Source organism: Marinicella marina (assembly GCF_030065545.1).
Lineage (GTDB): Bacteria > Pseudomonadota > Gammaproteobacteria > Xanthomonadales > Marinicellaceae > Marinicella > Marinicella marina.
Map to the genome: position 1 here is coordinate 263,609 of NZ_JASJNC010000001.1, position 18,276 is coordinate 281,884.

Consider the following 18,276-nt stretch of genomic DNA (forward strand, 5'->3'; position numbering starts at 1 on the left):
ACCTTCAAAAACCCCGGCTCATCCGGGGTTTTTTGTGCCTACAAAAAACATGCTAAGATATTTGATTGCCATAAAATCAATCCATGAAACGCAGAAAATTACTCAAAAACACCCTGTTACTGACCACTGCTGGTGTCCTTGGCAGTGGCGTGTGGCTGCTGAATGGCTATGACCCTGAAAAGCTGACCATTGAACATGCCATCAAAGACCTGCAGCGTATCAACATCCAACAGGCTGGTTTCGCAGGCGGATGGAACCTCAGCCAAGTCTTAAATCACTTGGCCCAAAGCATTGAATACTCAATCAGCGGCTATCCCGTGCACAAGTCTGAGCGCTTCAAACAAAACATCGGCCAACTGGCTTTTTCGGTGTTTACCTACCGTGGCAAAATGAGTCATGACTTGCTTGAACCGATTCCTGGCGCGCCACGGTTAGAAGCCAACGATGCAGCCTTAGCCATGAGCCGTCTGATCACAGCATTGAATGACTTCCGGGCTCACAAAGGTGCATTAAAAGCCCACTTCGCCTTCGGCCAATTGACCCACGCAGAATACACCTATGCCCACGTGATGCACATCAACAATCACTTGGAATCACTGCTGGTTTAGCTCACAAACCTTGGGCCGCCAACTCCAATATCCTTGATAACACCGAACGCACTTTGGTGCCACCACCATCATCAGTGATACCACCTGTCGCATCATTGGTCATACCCACCACAACAATTGGCCATTGGTAATCATTACCAAACAAACCAGTTTCATAAAAATCCAGAAACACAACAAAATACCAAGCTTCATGTTTTCCAAGGCTAACTCATCATTTAAACACCTTAAAAGACAAAAATCAAAAGGCCAATAGTTTCGCTCGTGGCTGACATTTTTATCACTGACTTGATTTATAATAATGTCTTTCTTAAATCTTGAACTCACATGGCTTTTGAAGACAGTCTGGCATTCGCTCAATCTCTAGACAAGGAAGATCCGCTGGCCCATATGCGCCAAGCTTTCCACATTCCCAGGATTAAATACAGCACAGAGGAAGAAGTTTACTTTTGTGGAAATTCCTTGGGGCTGCAACCCAAGCTGACCAGTGAATACCTCAATGCCGAATTAAGCAAATGGCAAAAACTCGGTGTCAAAGGCCATTTTGACTGCGAATTTCCGTGGATGCCTTACCATGAGTTTTTGGCCGATGAGTCGGCCAAATTGGTGGGCGCCCACCCCAGCGAAGTGGTTTGTATGAATTCATTGACAGCGAACCTGCACTTCATGATGGTGAGCTTTTACCGCCCTTCATCCAAGCGCTATAAAATTCTGCTTGAGGACCATGCTTTTCCTTCAGATCACTACGCGGTTGAGTCGCAAGTCAGGTTTCATGGTTACGACCCAAGTGAAGCAATGGTGCTGCTTAAACCGCGCGATGGTGAGGAATGCCTGCACTTGGAAGACATTTTGTCGACCATAGATCAACATGCCGATGAGTTGGCCTTGATCATGTTGCCTGGCGTGCAGTATTACACTGGCCAAGTATTCGACATGCAGGCCATCACCGATGCCGCCCAACACCATGACATCACTGTTGGTTTTGATTTGGCCCATGCGGCCGGTAACATTGAAATGCAGTTGCACGACTGGGGGGTGGATTTTGCTGCTTGGTGCACTTATAAATACCTGAACTCAGGACCTGGTTCGGTGGCGGGGTGTTTTGTGCATGAAAAACACCATGACAACCCGGAATTACCGCGTTTTGCTGGTTGGTGGGGCCATGACAAAAACAGCCGTTTTGAAATGGAGAATGAATTCATCCCGATTCAATCAGCCGAAGGTTGGCAGTTATCAAACCCTCCCATTTTGTCCCTTGCGGCCATACGCGCGTCTTTGGACACCATAAAAGAAGCCGGCGGTATCGCCGCACTTCGCAACAAATCGAAACAATTAACCGCTTATTTAAGGTTTTTGCTGCATAATCGCTTGGCAGCACACATCGACATCATCACCCCTGACGATGGCTTGAGCGGCTGTCAGTTATCAATTTGTGTCAACAGCGACAACAAAACCGGTAAGCAGGTTTTTGCTGCGATCGAAGCCGCTGGCGTGACTTGTGACTGGCGCGCGCCCAACGTGATTCGCGTGGCTCCTGTGCCACTGTACAACAGCTACGAGGATTGTATTCGCTTTGTAGATATATTGGAGGCCTCATTATGAGCGTAAAACCCAAACACATTGTTATCATTGGCGCTGGCTTGGTTGGCTCCATGCACGCCATATTTCTGGCTCGCCGTGGCTACCAAGTTTCGGTTTATGAACAGTTGCCGGACATCCGCAAAGAAGCGATATCAGCGGGTCGCTCAATCAACTTGGCCTTGGCCAATCGCGGCATCGACGCCCTGGACCGTTTGGGCTTGATGGACCACGTCAATAAACTGCTGATACCGATGCAAGGCCGCATGTTACATGACGAGGCCGGCGCGTTAAAATTCCAAAGCTATGGGCAAAAACCCGAAGAAGTGATTTATTCTGTCTCGCGGGCTGGTTTGGTCAGCATCTTGCGCGATGCTGCTGAAGCCACTGGAGCGGTTGAATTCTTTTTTAAACACGAATGTTTGAACATCAATTTCGATGCCGATGAAATCACCGTAAAAGATCAAATAACCGACCAGACCCAGACAGTCAAGTATGATTATTTGATTGGTGCCGATGGTGGCGGCAGTCAAGTGCGGGCCTCAATGAAAGACGCCGGTGAAACCACATTCAGTGCTGAACTGTTGGACCACTCCTACAAAGAGCTGACCATTCCAGCCAGTGATGACGGCGGCTTTCAAATTGAAAAAGAAGCCCTGCACATTTGGCCGCGTGATGACTACATGGTCATCGGCTTACCCAACCCTGATGGCACCTTTACACTGACTCTATTCATGCCGAATGAAGGGCCTGTGAGTTTTGCCAGCATCAACGACAAGGCCAGCTTGAATCGTTTGTTCGATGAACAGTTCGCTGATGTCAAAGCGCTGATTCCTGAATTAGAGACAGACTATTTCAACAACCCAACCGGTTACTTGGGCACCATCCGTTGTGCTGATTGGCAGTATAAAAACGTGGTGTTGTCCGGCGATTCAGCTCACGCCATCGTACCGTTTCATGGCCAAGGCATGAATGCTGGTTTTGAAGATTGTGTGGCGATGGAAAATGCTTTGGAACGACATGCCGATAACTGGCAATTGGCCATGCCTGAGTTTGTTGAAAACCGCATTGATAACAGCAATGCCATTGCGGACATGGCATTGGAAAACTACATTGAGATGCGCGCTGACGTCAACGATCCGAAATTCCACCTGAAAAAAGCCATAGCTTTTGAATTAGAAAATCGCCTGCCTGATTACTTCATTCCCAGGTACTCGATGGTGATGTTTCACCTGATTCCATATGCCACTGCATTCGCTCGCGGCAAGATACAGTATAAAATTTTAGACACCCTGACCGAAGGCATCGAAGAGGTTTCTGAAGTTGACTTCCAGCGGGCTGAACGTCTGGTTAAACAGAAGTTGCCCAGACTCAGCAGCCTTTGATGGATTGATCAGCCACTTCACTGGCTTAAAAAAATACTGTATTGCTTCATTTAAGTCGCTCTGAGTTTTATAATCTTTAAGACATAATGGCTGGTTGAGGTGTGATCGCTTGAGCCAATAATGGCGCAGACCAGCCCAACAACACAGTAAGAGGTGGGGCATGAAAACATGGGTTTTATTTATCATCGCGGTCGGTCTGTCATTCAGCAGCACAGCCATCAGCAAAGAGGCTGATTATTTGGTACTGACTTGGTCAGAACAAAATGGCTTACAAGCCGAATACCATCAAGTGTTTGAATGGGCGGAACAAAGCCACAGCAACAACCAACACACCTCATCTTTATTGGCTTTCGATGCCGATGACAAGCTGTTGGAACATGTTTCCATCAGAGACAGCCAAATCACCCGTTCCGAGCACCATGGCCATGACCACATTGACGGTCAATGGCTGCTTAATGATAAAATCACTTTCGTGGTTCGTGCACCCAAGGGGCAGATTAAATACCTACAATTACCCGCATCCATCGATGCCCGCCAAGCAACAACCTCATTCAATTCATTGGTAACAAACGCCAAAGTCAAAGGGCCACAACGCAGCAGCGCAATGGGCCAGGCCGATAACCGGGTCAATTTATTGATCATGAGTGAAGGCTACACCAATGCCCAACAGACTGACTTCAATGCCGATGTCGATGGCGTGATTGCTTACATGCAGACCTTTGAACCCTATCAAAGTTACACCAATTTCGTCAGTTATGATCGGCTGTTCACCGCCAGCGCGCAATCTGGAGCGGATAAACCAGCGGACTGTTTTGGTGGTGATGCAGTGACTGTGAATACCGCTTTTGATGGCTCTTATTGCGTCGCCAGCATCCGCCGACTGTTGACGGTTAATTCGACAAAAATATACACCGCAGCAGCAGCCGTGCCCAATTGGGACGAAATCATTGTGATAGTTAACGACAATGAATACGGCGGATCTGGCGGCGCCTTTTCAACCTTTTCTACCAATGTTGCTGCCAATGACATTTTCATCCATGAATACGGACACTCCTTCACTGGTTTGGCCGATGAATACGACAGTCCCTTTCCAGGCTTCCCAGCCTGTAGTGACATCAGCAGCCCAAGCTGTGAAGCCAATGTCACCGATGTGGTCAGCCGCAACAGCATCAAATGGAACTACTTAATCAACCAAAGCACACCAGTGCCGACCCCAGAAACCGCCCAGTACGGAAATGACATTGGCCTGTTCGAAGGCGCGCGTTATTTGGAAACAGGTATGTACCGACCCAAAGACTTTTGTAACATGCGGGTGCTTTCGGCAGGCTTTTGTGCGGTGTGTCAGGAAGCTTATGTGTTGAAAATTTATGATGTGCTGTACGCCGATGCTGGGCGCTTGTCCTTACTTGAACCGGACACCGCATCACCCGCTGGGGCCACGGTCAGTGCCATGGTTTCGGTGCCGGTTAATTTCAGCATTGATACCTTACAGCCCACCCATGATTTGAGCATCACTTGGTCTGTTAATGGCTCACCCCAAAACACCGCCAACAGCAGCCTCACCTCCCAAGGCTTTTCCTACACCCCTGATCAAGTGGGTGCCAACACCGTCAGTGTTACTGTCAGGGATAATTCACCCTTGGTGCACAGCTCCCGCCAGGACGAACTGCCGGAGTTTGAGTATGTGTGGCAATTGGATGTGGCTGCTTTTGATGATTTGATTTTCGCTGATGGCTTTGAGCCTTAAGCGCCAAGCATAAAAAAACCCCAAATGAATTGGGGTTTTTACCTAGTACTTGTGGCTTTTTTATTTGGTGGCTTTTTTAATCACCCCAATCACAAACAACAAGATCACCGCGCCTATGGTCGCATTGATGATTGCGGCTATGATACCACCACCCAAGGACACACCCAACATACCCAATACGTAACCACCAACAAACGCACCAACAATACCAATAACGATGTTGGCAACCAGCCCAAAACCTGAGCCTTTCATCAACAGCCCGGCCAACCAACCTGCAACGGCACCGATGATTAAGGTGATCAATAAACCCTCTAAATCCATAATTAACTCCACAATGTTAAAAAATAAGCCAAACAGTTAAGTTTGGACCCACATTAAAATACCACAACCCAGCATTGAATTGGTATTGAAATTCGCTCTATGAAAGATTGATACAATCTGTACTTTTGGGCCAAACAAGCGCAAGACCACTGAGCACACAACCAGAGGCAGGCCTCAATTGACCGGCGTCAGAGCGGCCATTTTAGTTAAAAACCTGTGCAATTCAGGGTCGCTCTGATCAAACGGCACCTCACTGCGATGAAACCAGCGCACTGCTTCGAACTCACTGTCATCGCATTCAAGGTCAGCTTGGCGATCACCTTTCAAGGCATACCAAATGGAAACATCCGTATGACCCGCCGTCTTACCGACTGTTTCTGTACTGGTAATTAAAACTGGCCCATCAAACAAGAACTTCGCATCGATACCCAACTCTTCTTTGGCCTCGCGCAAGGCACAGTCTCGTGGGTGTTCATCTGGGTTGACATGACCGCCTGTTGGCAGCCACAGCTGGGCATTGATGTGATCCACCAGCAAAACAAAATCTCCATCAATCAAGACAAAGTAGGAGACCAAGTGTTTAGGCGGTGTCGCTGGTTTTTTTATTCGACAAAGTACTGCACCAGAATCAATCCAGTTCAACACCTGTTTTTGTGTTTGAGCCTCTTTATCATCCAGCGGTTTTATTACCGCAACTTCTGCCCTTATTTGTTTGCGCATGGGGTTTTGATTCACACCATTCAGTCCATTTTAAATTCATTGGTCAAGCCGCGTGCCGCCCGGTTGTCGATCACCTGTTGAATCATCTGCAGGTAATCACGGTCATCTGGAATCAGCAGTGGTAATTTAATCACTTCAGTAACGGCTTGTTGCAAGTCGCACATGGTCCGTTCATTACTAACCCCAGCATGCCACTTCATCGCTGCAGCCAAGGCAATTTCCTGCCCCCAAAAATAGACTTGTTTTGCGCGCACATGGGACTGCATCTGTCTGGCTTGTGACAAAGTGCCTGGCTCTGCCAAACCCAACCAAATATCCGCATACAAAAAATCAACCGGCTGCTCAGGATCAGGACGCCATTCAACGGCATCGGCTTTGATCACATTGATTTTCTTCCTGGCTGCTGCCGGGATTGAGTCGTACGCACCAGATTCGTCAAACAGCGCAATCACATCAGCATCGCGCTCAATCACGGTCACCGCCGTGACTATAGGGTTCAAAGCTGCATTGGCAGCAATCCAACCCATGCCCAGTCCCATGATGACCACGTGGCCAAAGGCACATTGGTACCCCAGTTCTTGGCTTTCGATTTCATGCGGCGTCAGCGACATCCAAGTGTCCCACACGGTACCTTGATCGGACCGGGCTTGGCGCAACAATGACGGTAACATCTCCAACAAACAAGTCCCTGAATAATAGCCCCAGTCATTGGCCAATTGTCCACCCGGGTTGATCTGCCACGGGCCCATTTGACCCGTGTTGTACTCAGGAATAAATGAATCTGTTTGCCACAGCGTCTTACCCAGTGCTTTGGCTATTTCTTGGTTGATGTTCATTGGTGGTTAAAGCCTGTCATTGAGTTTGTTTTTATCATGTCGTACTTGGTGCGCTGATGGCCAATAACACGCCATAAAAAATAACCAAAAAACCACCGATTTCTGCTGCGATTAATGACCACATAAACCATTGTGTTGAGGTCTTGATGGGCTTAAGTTGGTTAGCGGTTTTCCCCAGAAACCCCTGAACCATATAACTGGCTATGGCAAAGAAAAAATAACTGATCAAAAGCAGCGTGGCGATGAGCTCTAAATTGTCAGACAGCTGACTGATTTCTAAAAAAACAGCAATCAGTATCGCCGCAAAGCTGTAGAGTAAAGAAGACCGATGGGCCACATCGACATAAGGGTGCGCTTGGCCATGTTCACTCGCTGCGATTTGTCGGTATTTCCATACCCCTGTCAACAACCCATTGAGGAAGAACAGGCCAGCAGCAATGATGGCGATTTGGTAAGCTGTGTTCATTTTTATATCCTAACATCAAAAAAAACCATAGCTCAGTGCTTTTCTGAGATTTCCGCCTTCATTTTTTTGTTATATGTAGCCTCGTAGCCTCAAAGATGTGCTATGCCCAACAAAAATAGATGACCAGCTTTCAAGCTAATTGATGGGCAGAGTCCTCCCTACCTGGCCTGGAGCGTTGTCCGCTTAATCGACTGCTTGGAAGAGGAAGTTGAAATCATCAGAGAGTCACTCCATGGTCAAAAGTAATGACCTTCTTGTCAATGGATATGTAGAGCCCAATCGTTGCATCAGGAATACTTGATGGCTCCGGAGCACCAATCACCACCTTTGCCTGATAGTGATCACCCCATGTATAGCCGGCACAGTCTTCACGAATGGCCGCACGCGTGGCCACCCACATGTGAGCACGAGGATCTATATTAATAATCTCACTATTAATCTCTAATCTCCAGTGACAATCATCGAGAATACCACGTGCTAGGCTGAGCACATGATCCTTAGAAATATCATTTGGACTGAAGGAGCTCATAGCATCTCAACGCCCACTTCAGCTGCGCCAAAGCCGGAGTGTTTTTGTGTTAATGTCTGAGCTGAGCGAGTAACGCAAAAACGCGGAGGTTTTGGCGTCAGACTGGAAGTGCTTGTTATCCATTTTTTATTAAAGGGTTGATTAAATCAAAAGATGTTTCTGGAATCACTTCCCCAGAAATAGCACCTAATATTGCTAATTCAAATCGTTCTTTAAAACCGTATATTTCCTCTCCAGCTATAGACGTAAATTGCCAATCAATTGCAGGATCAAAATGAGAGGCTATGTGGGTCAAAACGCTATCTTGAATATATAAAAGCGCATAAGACAACTCCCTATCAACAGAACCCTTTTTATCTACTTTTTTGCCAATATCAATTAGTGCTTTATGGAATACCCAGAACTTTTCAACATGCCAATCCCCAAACTCTGACAAAAATCCAAAAAATGTTTTTTCCCACTCATCACTACCATCACCAGGCATGTTTCTAAATATTTCAGTCAATGCTTCATCTATCATTTAATTACCCAACAGCCGAGTTGAAGTGCAAATTTCACATTAATCATCATAGCTTGCTCCTATGTTGATGGATAACAATTTATTATGGGTGCATTAATGCTTACTATCATCTGAATTCCTTGTTAAAAGTGCATTAAAAAAACCATGATATTACCATAAGTGGTTGATTTTTCACTGTGTAGGGTTAAATTCCATGCACTGATAGCCGGTTATTGACGGATAAAAATGCACGGATGCACTCATATCCGTAAAATTCTTAATAAAAGTGCATTATCAATGCATGGATTTTTAATTGGCATTGTCCGTTTATCAAGCCTCGTAGGATGGGCTCCGCCCATCAAAAATGGGTGACATAATTTATGGTTAATGATTTGATTGTAATTCAATTCATTTACCGCAACAATAATCACTCACTTCACAAATGCATCAACCATGTTCAAACACGCCATCGTCAAAACTCCCGGTAAAAGCATGCTTAACGGCCTCAGCACCGCAGGCTTGGGTCCGCCTGATTACCACTTGGCTTTGGAACAGCACCAAAACTATATCAAGGCCTTGCAAAAATGTGGCCTCGCAGTGACCATTTTGCCACCTGATGAGGCTTATCCTGATGCTTGTTTTGTTGAGGATGCGGCGGTGCTGACAGCCAACTGCGCCATCATCACACGCCCCGGTGCCGCCAGCCGACGCGGCGAAGTGGCCGCCATTGAACAGGCGGTGGCCGAGTTTTACCCCCAACTTGAATACATCCAAGCACCAGGCACTTTGGACGGCGGTGATGTGATGATGGTGGGTAAGCATTTTTATATTGGCCTGTCTGAGCGGACCAACGCAGCGGGTGCAACACAATTGTTTAGCATCTTACAGGCCCATGGCATGGACGGTTCGACAGTGGCACTCGATCACTTACTGCATCTAAAAACAGGGGTCAGTTACATAGAAAACAATCATTTGGTGGTTGGTGATGAAATGAATGATAAACCTGAATTTGCTGCGTTCAAGCGCATTACTGTGACTGCTGATGAGGCTTATGCCGCCAACTGCATTTGGGTCAATGACCGGGTCATCATCCCAGCGGGGTTCCCGCGTAGCCAAGCGGCGCTGGTGGCGGCAGGTTATGAAGTCATAGCGGTTGATGTCAGCGAATTCGAGAAGCTCGATGGGGGTTTAAGTTGTTTGTCTTTACGTTTTTAGTGTCCTCCAGCTTGAGCTGTTGTAGAATGAGTAAACACATTTTGAGAATGACACATGGGTGAATTTCAAACAATTGTAACCGTTATATTGGCGTTGATCATCGGCTTTATTTTTGGCCGTAGCTCGAAAAAATCCGATCCGTTTGTCGAACAACAGCTCAGTCGTGAAGAGTGGAACAGTTTACAACCCGACAAAGACAACAGCAATCCCTACGATGATGTTCACCAAGACGTGTTACAAGCAATTGAATCAGGCAATTTGATTGAGGCGATTAAACGCTTCAGACAGCACCATTCGGCCAGCCTCAAAGAAGCCAAAGGCGCCGTTGATGCCATCAGAAAAAACATCAACAGTTAAACCCAAAAAAACGGAAAACAGCATTTATGAAAACAACAAAAAGCTTAAGTCTCATTGCCGCAGCGACTCTATTGATGGGTTGCCAACCCACCGCTCAAAAACCACAGTTCGATGACGAGGTGTTCAAACAAGCCCAACAAATCAGCCAGAAATACATCATTGCCGATTTGCATGTCGATGTGCCTTATCGACTAGAGAATAAATACGATGACGTGTCTGCGGCCACCGAAGGTGGTGATTTTGACTACCCAAGGGCGAAACAAGGCGGACTGGATGCACCATTCATGTCAATCTACATCCCAGCTGAAATCGAAGCCAAAGGCGGCGACAGCAAGGCTTTGGCCGACAAACTGATTGACTCAGTGAAACAAATTGTGCGCCAATCACCGCGAAAGTTTGCCTTGGCTAATTCACCGGCGCAAGTGGAAAGGAATTTTGCCCGTGGTTTGATTTCTTTGCCAATGGGCATGGAAAACGGTTCTCCGATTGCCGGTGACATCACCAACTTACAACACTTTTATGATCGCGGCATCCGCTACATCACACTGTCTCATTCATTGAGCAACCACATTTCAGACTCATCCTATGACAGCGTACGTCCTGCAGGCGGCTTAACTAAGTTTGGTAAGACATTGGTTGGCGCGATGAACGACATCGGCATGATGGTTGATGTCTCGCATATTTCTGATTTGGCTTTTTATGATGTCATGTCGGTCAGCACCGCACCGGTGATTGCTTCGCATTCATCAGCCAGATCGTTCACGCCTGGTTTTGAGCGCAACATGGACGATAACATGATTAAATTACTGGCGGCCAATGGCGGTGTGATTTTCATCAATTTTGGCTCGACTTTTGTCTCCGAGGCTTCATTGAAAAGCTGGCAGGATTACAAAGCAGCCTTTGATGCCTACCTTGCTGAGAACAAGCTCGATGAGGACAGCGATGAAGCCAAAGCATTTACCGCCGATTACCAAAGTAAGAACCCTTTTGAGTTTGCTGATTTAGACACGGTGTTAGATCATTTTGATCATGTGGTTAAACTGGCTGGCATCGACCACGTGGGTATTGGCTCAGATTATGACGGTGTGGGTGATTCATTACCCACTGGTCTGAAGGACGTCGCCACTTATCCGAACTTGATTGCGGGCCTGCTTAAACGCGGTTATTCAGAGGCCGACATCGCCAAAATCCTATCGGGTAATTTAATGCGTGTTTGGCGCCAGGTGCAATCACACAGAGCCAGTAGCTGAAAACAGCAACTCAGTTTAGACAAGGTTGATTATCCACCGCTTTGTGACGCTGTTGCAGTGCGGTCACACTGGGGTGTTGCACTCCAAACTGTTGTTCTACGGTCTTGGCATCGAGGCACATCTGACTGATTAAATCGTCATTCTGTGGTTGTAATGACAGCCACAGGTGGCGGCTCTCAGCAACCCGCCAATCATTTTTTTCGAGGCGACTTTCACGTATTTTAAGTGCTTTTTCGGCGCTTTTTGCCGCCTTTTCGCGCTTTTTGGCTGCCAAAGCCCATTCGGCCTCAACCACCAATGATGCCGCGTACAGCAAATGCTCTGTGCCCAAATGCTTCGCCCTGAGACGCAATGCTTGGTTGATCCATGACTGGGCCTGTTCCAGCTCGCCGATTTCGCTGTGCATGCGCGCTAGGTTGGTCATGGCAAAGGCGATGTTGACATGCTCAGTACCATGGGTATCAAACTGCACTTGATAAGATTTTTTGAACCAGTCTATGGCTTGTGCATGATCATTTTGGTCATGTGCCACCAGGCCTAAATTGTTATACATCGCAGCCAAATCCGCATGGTCTGCTCCCAACTGCTTGCTTTGTATTTGTAGTGCTTGTTGAAACAGTTGTTGCGCTTGTGGGTAGGCTTTTTGTTGGCGTTTGATCAAACCCAAGTTATTTAATACTCGGGTGAATTTAATCGAATCACCCAAGCCACTGACGTTAAAGGCTTGTAAGGCTTTTTCATAATGTGCCTCAGCCGCTGCTAATTGGCCCAGTTCATATTCGGTGGCACCCAAACGGTTGTGTGCATCTGCCGTGAGGTAGTGGTTTTCCCCGAGCTGTTCCACGCGAGTATCAAGCACTTGTTCAAAGCGGCTTCTGGCCAGCTCAAAATCACCTTGAGAATATGCCAAGACACCTAAGGCAGACAGGCTTTTTAATGTCGCATGGTGTGCTTGACCTAAGCGATCTAAATTGCTTTGATAACTCTTTTCATAATGTGTTTTGACTTGGTTTAAGTCACCTTTTTTCCAATACACATTGCCCAACAGTTGTTCGATGTCGGCCTGCAGCTGTGCAGCTTTGGCCTGTTCGATGGACCAAGAACCCGCATTGGATATCGCCATCAATTCACCGGCCCCTGTCAAAGTCATAACCGCTGCATCTAATTGGCCCAGCTGATACTGCAATTGACCTTTACTTAATGCTTTGGTTAAGGTCAGACCCAATGACAATTCTGACTCTTGTTGGCTCGCTGCAAGCTTTTGCTCAAAGCCATCAAGCAAATCCAAAGCTTGTATCGGCTGGCCTTTTTTTTGTAACAAGGCAACCTCAAGTAACAGCAACGACAACTGGCTCTCTGTATTGCTGTTGGCTGTTTTGGCTTGCTTTAACAATGCCTCAGCTGAATCGATTTCACTCATATTGAGGTAAACCTCTGCCAGGGTTTGGTGTAAACGCGCCTTGGTTTCAGGTTGTTGTATGAATTGTTGTTGCAGTTGATCTGCGGCATGGTCAATGAGGCTTTTCACATCAACCACCTCCGATTGGTTTTGTAGCGGGTCTGACAGTTTGAACACATCAACCAAAAATTCAGTGACCTGGCTGACCCGTTGTTGCTCCGCCTGGGTTGCCAGTAAGGCGCTTTTTAATTGTTCGGTGCGCTGCAACAGCAGCAACGACAGCGCCAATAAGGACAGCATCACAGCGGCGGTGGTGAAGACACCAGCCGTGTGGCGTTGGATGAATTTTTTGACCCGGTACATGGCCGCATCCGGCTTGGCCTTCACTGGTTCATTTTTAAGGTAACGAATCAAATCATCAGCCAGTTGATTGGCACTTTCATAGCGCCGACTTGGGTCTTTGTTGATGGCCTTGTTGAGGATTGCATCCAGCTCTCCTTTGAGTCGCTTGGCCAGGGCGTTTTGGCTTGCGTTGATGACCGCTTCCGGTTTGATGTTGTTACTGGCTGGTGGTGGTTGGGTTGCATTAATCTGTTGCGTGGTGCCTACCAAATCATTCGGATCAATGGTGTAGGGCAGTTGGCCCGCCAACAGGTAATACAACAGCATACCCAAAGAATAAACATCACTGCTGGTGGTGATGCCTTTACCTCTGATTTGTTCTGGACTGGCATAAGCCAAGGTCATCATTAAACTTGAATAGGTCTGCTGTGAAGGTTCCACTTGACCGGGCTGTTCAGTGAGTTTAGCCAAACCAAAATCCAGCAATTTACAGACACCATCTGCATTAACCATGATGTTACTGGCTTTGATGTCGCGGTGGATGATCAGAGATTGGTGCATGGCTGAAACCGCATCACAAACCTGCAAAAACAACTTAATTCGCGCCCGCAAATCCAAGCTGTTGGCATCACAGTAGGTATCGATGTGCTGTCCATCAATGTATTCAACCACCAAATAAGGAATGCCTTGTGCCGTTACACCACCCTCAAACAAGCGCTCAATGTTAGGGTGGTTCAGACCCATCAGCATATTCAACTCATTATTGAATGAGTCCAGAACCAATGGCGAATATTGGCCGGTGGTGGCAAATTTAATGGCCACCGCATGAACATGGCCTGCCTCCTTTTTTTGTGCTTTGTAAACATCACCCAAGCCACCTCGACCCAAAGGCTCTAGAATTTCATAACCTTTGATAGATGCTGGCGGCTCAAAGGCCGAAGCCAGTTCCATATTGATTGGGTCTTTGTCCAATATGCTGGTTTTTTCTCCATGTGAAGCAATCAGGTTTTCCAGCTCTGGAAAAAGCTCGGGGTGTTGTTCTTTGAGCTTGAGCATCAAGCTGTCTTGCTGAGCAGGCTGGGCATCAATGATTCGAGAAAAACACGACCACAACAACTGCCAGCGCTTGGCTGCTTGATCGGCGTTGTGTTTTGTTTCACTCATTAATTAAATTATCGCATAAATTGTTTGTTAACAAGACATCATCAGCTGAGTTACAATTATTCTATGGATGCTCATCAACAAACCCGCTCAGAAGTCACTGCTTTGTTGATGCATGCCAACCTTGATGATGAAGCACAACAGAACCAACTGTTGAACTTGATTTATGTTGAGCTGAGGCGCATGGCGCAAGCCAAAATGCATCATGAACGCAACAACCACACCTTGACACCCACCGCTCTGGTACATGAGGCTTACCTGCGACTGATCAACCAAGACGAGCTTAGCTGGCAGTCCAAACGGCATTTTTTCGGCGCTGTGGCAGAATCTATGCGGCGCATATTAATTGAGTCAGCGCGCGCAAAAGCCACCCTCAAACGCGGTGCCAATGCCCGCCACACCAGTGATTTGGACTTGGCGATTGAGAGCGATGAAAATGAACTCATTGCCCTCGACTTGGCATTGACCGAATTGGAACAAAAAGATGCCATCATGTCGGAAGTGGTTAAGTTGCGGTTTTTCTCTGGTTTAAGTGTTGCACAAACCGCCCAAGCCATGAACCTATCACCCCGCAGCATCAACCGGCAATGGACCCAAGCCAGGGCTTGGTTGATCGCCCACATGCGATAGACAGCCATAGATTAATCAAAACCATTGCTGAATATGGGGTCCAAATCCAAGCTTGCAAAATTATGTGACAAGGCATTGCCCGCTTGTTCAAAGTAACCCGCGATATAGAGGGTGTTGCCTTGCAGCCACAATGCATTCCCCGTACCTTCATCTTCTCCATCAACCAAACCTTGATCAAAGGCAGACCAGTTGGCACCGTTCCACATGGCCAAAGAGTTGGCAGGTATGCCACCGGCCTGATCAAATCGACCGGTCACCACCACACCGGCACCATAGCCTTGGATGTCATTGATTCCAATGAATGAAGTGGTGTTGGTCACTCCTGTTCCCAAAGCATCACAACCCATACCATCCCAGACAAAGATGTTGTTGGCGCTGATGAAATTAACACCATTACAAGCACCGGTAAAAACACCGCCCACATACAAACGGTTACCAACCACTTCCAGCGTGTTATACACGCCTTGTGCGGTACCCGCGAAACTTTGCCAAGCGTTACCGTCAAAAGCATACAACCGCGATGTACCTGAAGCCACGTTACTGGCTACCAGATCACCTTGGTAAACCGTAAAATCAGTGAACACGCCATTTTGAATAAAATTGCCCACTTCTGAAATGCTGTTTCCATCCCATGCCAAAACTGGTCCGAGATTGCCATTGTAGGTGCCATTGATGATTAACTTATTGTCCCAAACGGTCATCAAGCCATTAAACGCGCTCAAACCAGTAATCACGGGAACCCAGTTCGTGCCATCGTATTTGGCGATGCCAGATACACTGACTCCATCGGCGCCATCAAAGATACCCGAGGCATACAAATCACCGGCATAAGTTTGCACCTGACTGACGTGGCCTTGACCCCCGCCTGACCAAGTCAATTGGCTGATGCCTAGCCAGTTTTGTTGGTCATCCAAAGCGGCTATGTAAGGGCTTTTCTGATCACCTGCCACCAGAAAATCACCGCCATGAATCACCTCGCCTTGGTACTCACCCATGGTTTGAACCACATTTGAAATCGGCGCTTGATTATCGCCTTGCCAGGTGACTCCGTCATAACATACCGATGACTGCCAAGACAACTCAGCATCAGGCGGCGAACCTTGGGTTAACAAACAAAACTCGTTACCGGCTTGTTGCATGTCCAACACCCGAAAGTTGTTCAAATCACCCAGCTGTTGGTGCATCGGCGCTGCCACCCAAGTGTTCACTTGGTACCAAGCCAACCCCCTGGCGTTGGCATCAAAACTGGTGAAATCACCGGTTGAATAAAGTGGCCCCAAACCATAAGCCAACTGCGCAAACTGCGTGTCTATGCCTGCACTCATGCCGAATTCAGACCAGGCATCATCACCAAAACTAAAGTCTGAAACACTGCCGCCTGAATCACCAGCCACCGAAGTGGCGTTCTTGGTGCCGACAGTCAGCACCGAACCATTAATCACCACATCAGGGTCACCCACAGCACTGCCGTTATGCCCACCCCTGTTAACCCACTCAGGCACGGCTGAATTCCAAGTCAGGGTGCTGTTGCCTGATAATGCCACCAAGAAACTGGTGGTCGAAAGGACCTTTTGTACCGGAGAACCGACACCGTTATCGGTTTGGCTGGCATCGGTATACAGTGGTTCCCATGACAATCCGTCGGTTTTTACCACGCGTTTGGCACTCATTGCACCGCCATTGACTGTGGTGAAAACCCCTCCGAGGAACATGGTTGGCCCATCTACATCAATAGAGTAAACGCTGTTATTGGGGCCATTACCAATACCATTGGGCTGATACCAGCCAAGGAACTCAGAATAACAAGCAAAGTAACTCAAGCCAGAGATGCCACCCAAATTGGTGAAGTCTCCACCGATACAGATGTCAGTTCCAAAAGCTTCCACCGTGCGAATCGGTGTGGCACCATTCAACAACGGACAAAAACCACCACTGGTTCCTATGTCCCCCAAAGACTCCCACTGACCATCAACCACTCTGAATAAAATATGACACTCCAGCTCACCCGCATCATTTAAATATTCAACTGGCAGACCGCTTTTACTGGCAACCAAACCTTGTAAGTTGCCGCTGATCTTACTGACTTGTTGGTTGGGACCACCAAAAAACTTGTTCGAGAATTGATAATCAGCCGATGAGGTCACTGACAAGATGAGGCACAGCATCAAAGCCATGATTTTAAGGTTTGTTCTGTTGTTGGGTGCAGCCATTGGTTTTCTCGCGTTGGTTTTAAAAAAGTCTTTCGGTCTTCATCTTCTTATGCGCTAAACACCAGACAATCGCGCCAACTTTTTTGTAAAAAGTTTTTTCATGCTGGTTGGGTTAAGATAATAAGTATCCAAACAACCTTTGAAAGCAAAGCTTAAAACCATGAATGATTTGCACAACAAAACCATCTTTATCACCGGTGCCAGCCGTGGCATTGGCCGTGAAATTGCTTTGACTTGCGCCAAACAAGGTGCGAATGTGGTGATCGCCGCCAAGTCAGCAGAACCGCACCCAAAATTACCTGGTACCATTCACACCGTGGCCGAAGAAGTGGAGCAGGCCGGCGGTCAAGCCTTGGCCATCCAACTGGATGTCCGTGATGAGGGTGCGGTGAATGCCGCTGTCGAACAAGCCGCAAAGCATTTTGGTGGTATCGATGCCTTGATAAATAACGCCAGCGCCATAGCTTTAACACGATTACAAGACACAGACGTGAAGCGCTTTGATCTGATTCACCAAATCAACACCCGCGGCACCTTGGTTTGTAGCAAAGCCGCTATTCCCTACCTAAAACAAAGCGACAATGGTCACATCATCACCCTCTCACCACCGATGAACATGGCCAAGCACTGGCTCGGTCCTTTTATTCCTTACACCTTATCCAAGTATGGCATGAGCTTATTGACCTTGGGGCTGGCTGAAGAATTGCGGGGGGATGGGGTTTCTGCTTGTGCCTTGTGGCCCCAAACCGCGATTGCCACCGCTGCGGTGCAATATGCTTTGGATGAGCGCATCATGAAAAAGTCCCGAACCCCAGCCATCATGGCAGATGCGGCTTTAGCCATATTACAGACTGATGATTTGTCTTTTTCTGGACAAACTTGCATTGATGAGGGCGTTTTGCGCGACCAAGGCATCACTGATTTTGAGCCATACAAGTACGATGCCAGCGCCGAATCACTGGAACGCGACCTCTATTTAGACACAGACTACAAATAATATTGGCTTTAGGTTTTTTACTCTAATCC

18 protein-coding genes are annotated in these 18,276 nt (G+C 47.4%); 9 read left to right on the plus strand and 9 right to left on the minus strand.

Annotated features, from left to right (window positions below):
• Positions 1 to 83 precede the first annotated feature (83 nt).
• On the plus strand, positions 84 to 608 hold the full coding sequence (locus QNI24_RS01155) for a DUF1569 domain-containing protein (RefSeq protein WP_267175580.1): 525 nt from the start codon (positions 84 to 86) through the stop codon (positions 606 to 608).
• A gap of 1 nt (position 609) precedes the next feature.
• Here the strand turns inward: QNI24_RS01155 and QNI24_RS01160 are convergent, their stop codons facing one another.
• Positions 610 to 780, minus strand: a complete 171-nt coding sequence (locus QNI24_RS01160; RefSeq protein ID WP_267175581.1) for a hypothetical protein — start codon at positions 778 to 780, stop codon at positions 610 to 612.
• A 152-nt stretch (positions 781 to 932) separates the two neighbouring features.
• Between QNI24_RS01160 and kynU the strand changes: the two genes are divergently transcribed.
• The 3 genes from kynU to QNI24_RS01175 all read left to right on the plus strand — a co-directional run bounded on the left by kynU (position 933) and on the right by QNI24_RS01175 (position 5,315).
• Positions 933 to 2,207, plus strand: a complete 1,275-nt coding sequence (kynU, locus tag QNI24_RS01165) for a kynureninase (RefSeq protein WP_267175582.1) — start codon at positions 933 to 935, stop codon at positions 2,205 to 2,207.
• Complete coding sequence (locus QNI24_RS01170; RefSeq protein WP_267175583.1) at positions 2,204 to 3,568, plus strand: FAD-dependent oxidoreductase; 1,365 nt, start codon at positions 2,204 to 2,206, stop codon at positions 3,566 to 3,568. Before kynU ends, QNI24_RS01170 begins: the two co-directional genes overlap by 4 nt.
• Positions 3,569 to 3,728: 160 nt before the next feature.
• Complete coding sequence (locus tag QNI24_RS01175; RefSeq protein ID WP_267175584.1) at positions 3,729 to 5,315, plus strand: M64 family metallopeptidase; 1,587 nt, start codon at positions 3,729 to 3,731, stop codon at positions 5,313 to 5,315.
• A 60-nt stretch (positions 5,316 to 5,375) separates the two neighbouring features.
• Here QNI24_RS01175 and QNI24_RS01180 read toward each other — a convergent pair whose 3' ends face one another.
• From QNI24_RS01180 to QNI24_RS01205, 6 genes are all read right to left on the minus strand, one after another.
• Positions 5,376 to 5,636: a GlsB/YeaQ/YmgE family stress response membrane protein gene (locus QNI24_RS01180; RefSeq protein WP_267175585.1), complete on the minus strand. Its 261-nt coding sequence runs from the start codon at positions 5,634 to 5,636 to the stop codon at positions 5,376 to 5,378.
• A 174-nt stretch (positions 5,637 to 5,810) separates the two neighbouring features.
• Positions 5,811 to 6,371 (minus strand): NUDIX hydrolase, encoded by a 561-nt coding sequence (locus tag QNI24_RS01185; RefSeq protein WP_283708460.1) that lies wholly within the window; start codon positions 6,369 to 6,371, stop codon positions 5,811 to 5,813.
• Between the two features lie 5 nt (positions 6,372 to 6,376).
• Entirely contained in the window at positions 6,377 to 7,192 is an 816-nt protein-coding gene (locus QNI24_RS01190) for a class I SAM-dependent methyltransferase (RefSeq protein WP_267175587.1), read from the minus strand.
• A 34-nt stretch (positions 7,193 to 7,226) separates the two neighbouring features.
• Positions 7,227 to 7,658 carry a hypothetical protein gene (locus QNI24_RS01195; protein ID WP_267175588.1) on the minus strand — a complete coding sequence of 144 codons (432 nt, stop codon included), beginning with the start codon at positions 7,656 to 7,658 and terminating at the stop codon, positions 7,227 to 7,229.
• 217 nt (positions 7,659 to 7,875) lie between these two features.
• Positions 7,876 to 8,187: a hypothetical protein gene (locus tag QNI24_RS01200; RefSeq protein WP_267175589.1), complete on the minus strand. Its 312-nt coding sequence runs from the start codon at positions 8,185 to 8,187 to the stop codon at positions 7,876 to 7,878.
• A gap of 115 nt (positions 8,188 to 8,302) precedes the next feature.
• On the minus strand, positions 8,303 to 8,707 hold the full coding sequence (locus QNI24_RS01205) for an Imm41 family immunity protein (protein WP_267175590.1): 405 nt from the start codon (positions 8,705 to 8,707) through the stop codon (positions 8,303 to 8,305).
• A 432-nt stretch (positions 8,708 to 9,139) separates the two neighbouring features.
• Between QNI24_RS01205 and QNI24_RS01210 the strand changes: the two genes are divergently transcribed.
• The 3 genes from QNI24_RS01210 to QNI24_RS01220 are packed head-to-tail and all read left to right on the plus strand — an operon-like array spanning position 9,140 to position 11,508.
• On the plus strand, positions 9,140 to 9,901 hold the full coding sequence (locus tag QNI24_RS01210; RefSeq protein ID WP_267175591.1) for a dimethylarginine dimethylaminohydrolase family protein: 762 nt from the start codon (positions 9,140 to 9,142) through the stop codon (positions 9,899 to 9,901).
• A gap of 54 nt (positions 9,902 to 9,955) precedes the next feature.
• The gene (locus QNI24_RS01215) at positions 9,956 to 10,258 is read left to right on the plus strand and encodes a hypothetical protein (protein ID WP_267175592.1); all 303 of its coding nucleotides are present in this window, start codon (positions 9,956 to 9,958) and stop codon (positions 10,256 to 10,258) included.
• Positions 10,259 to 10,284: 26 nt separating this feature from the next.
• Positions 10,285 to 11,508, plus strand: a complete 1,224-nt coding sequence (locus tag QNI24_RS01220) for a dipeptidase (protein WP_267175593.1) — start codon at positions 10,285 to 10,287, stop codon at positions 11,506 to 11,508.
• Positions 11,509 to 11,518: 10 nt separating this feature from the next.
• Here the strand turns inward: QNI24_RS01220 and QNI24_RS01225 are convergent, their stop codons facing one another.
• Entirely contained in the window at positions 11,519 to 14,413 is a 2,895-nt protein-coding gene (locus QNI24_RS01225; protein ID WP_267175594.1) for a serine/threonine-protein kinase, read from the minus strand.
• A gap of 63 nt (positions 14,414 to 14,476) precedes the next feature.
• Here QNI24_RS01225 and QNI24_RS01230 point away from each other — a divergent pair, with 63 nt between their 5' ends.
• Positions 14,477 to 15,040, plus strand: a complete 564-nt coding sequence (locus tag QNI24_RS01230) for an ECF-type sigma factor (protein WP_267175595.1) — start codon at positions 14,477 to 14,479, stop codon at positions 15,038 to 15,040.
• An 11-nt stretch (positions 15,041 to 15,051) separates the two neighbouring features.
• Here QNI24_RS01230 and QNI24_RS01235 read toward each other — a convergent pair whose 3' ends face one another.
• Positions 15,052 to 17,250, minus strand: coding sequence for an autotransporter outer membrane beta-barrel domain-containing protein (locus QNI24_RS01235; RefSeq protein ID WP_267175596.1), 2,199 nt, complete (start codon positions 17,248 to 17,250; stop codon positions 15,052 to 15,054).
• Positions 17,251 to 17,410: 160 nt separating this feature from the next.
• On the opposite strand from QNI24_RS01235, the gene QNI24_RS01240 reads away from it, so the two are divergent.
• Entirely contained in the window at positions 17,411 to 18,247 is an 837-nt protein-coding gene (locus tag QNI24_RS01240; protein ID WP_267175597.1) for an SDR family oxidoreductase, read from the plus strand.
• Positions 18,248 to 18,276 lie beyond the last annotated feature (29 nt).

Bases quoted from the DNA above. Each gene is read 5' to 3' on its own strand.
- QNI24_RS01240 (WP_267175597.1), top strand. From the start codon at position 17,411: ATGAATGATTTGCACAACAAAACCATCTTTATCACCGGTGCCAGCCGT.
- QNI24_RS01175 (WP_267175584.1), top strand. From the start codon at position 3,729: ATGAAAACATGGGTTTTATTTATCATCGCGGTCGGTCTGTCATTCAGC.
- QNI24_RS01210 (WP_267175591.1), top strand. From the start codon at position 9,140: ATGTTCAAACACGCCATCGTCAAAACTCCCGGTAAAAGCATGCTTAAC.
- QNI24_RS01195 (WP_267175588.1), bottom strand. From the start codon at position 7,658: ATGAACACAGCTTACCAAATCGCCATCATTGCTGCTGGCCTGTTCTTC.
- QNI24_RS01200 (WP_267175589.1), bottom strand. From the start codon at position 8,187: ATGAGCTCCTTCAGTCCAAATGATATTTCTAAGGATCATGTGCTCAGC.
- QNI24_RS01155 (WP_267175580.1), top strand. From the start codon at position 84: ATGAAACGCAGAAAATTACTCAAAAACACCCTGTTACTGACCACTGCT.
- QNI24_RS01220 (WP_267175593.1), top strand. From the start codon at position 10,285: ATGAAAACAACAAAAAGCTTAAGTCTCATTGCCGCAGCGACTCTATTG.
- kynU (WP_267175582.1), top strand. From the start codon at position 933: ATGGCTTTTGAAGACAGTCTGGCATTCGCTCAATCTCTAGACAAGGAA.
- QNI24_RS01215 (WP_267175592.1), top strand. From the start codon at position 9,956: ATGGGTGAATTTCAAACAATTGTAACCGTTATATTGGCGTTGATCATC.
- QNI24_RS01190 (WP_267175587.1), bottom strand. From the start codon at position 7,192: ATGAACATCAACCAAGAAATAGCCAAAGCACTGGGTAAGACGCTGTGG.
- QNI24_RS01230 (WP_267175595.1), top strand. From the start codon at position 14,477: ATGGATGCTCATCAACAAACCCGCTCAGAAGTCACTGCTTTGTTGATG.
- QNI24_RS01235 (WP_267175596.1), bottom strand. From the start codon at position 17,250: ATGGCTGCACCCAACAACAGAACAAACCTTAAAATCATGGCTTTGATG.
- QNI24_RS01170 (WP_267175583.1), top strand. From the start codon at position 2,204: ATGAGCGTAAAACCCAAACACATTGTTATCATTGGCGCTGGCTTGGTT.
- QNI24_RS01180 (WP_267175585.1), bottom strand. From the start codon at position 5,636: ATGGATTTAGAGGGTTTATTGATCACCTTAATCATCGGTGCCGTTGCA.
- QNI24_RS01225 (WP_267175594.1), bottom strand. From the start codon at position 14,413: ATGAGTGAAACAAAACACAACGCCGATCAAGCAGCCAAGCGCTGGCAG.
- QNI24_RS01205 (WP_267175590.1), bottom strand. From the start codon at position 8,707: ATGATAGATGAAGCATTGACTGAAATATTTAGAAACATGCCTGGTGAT.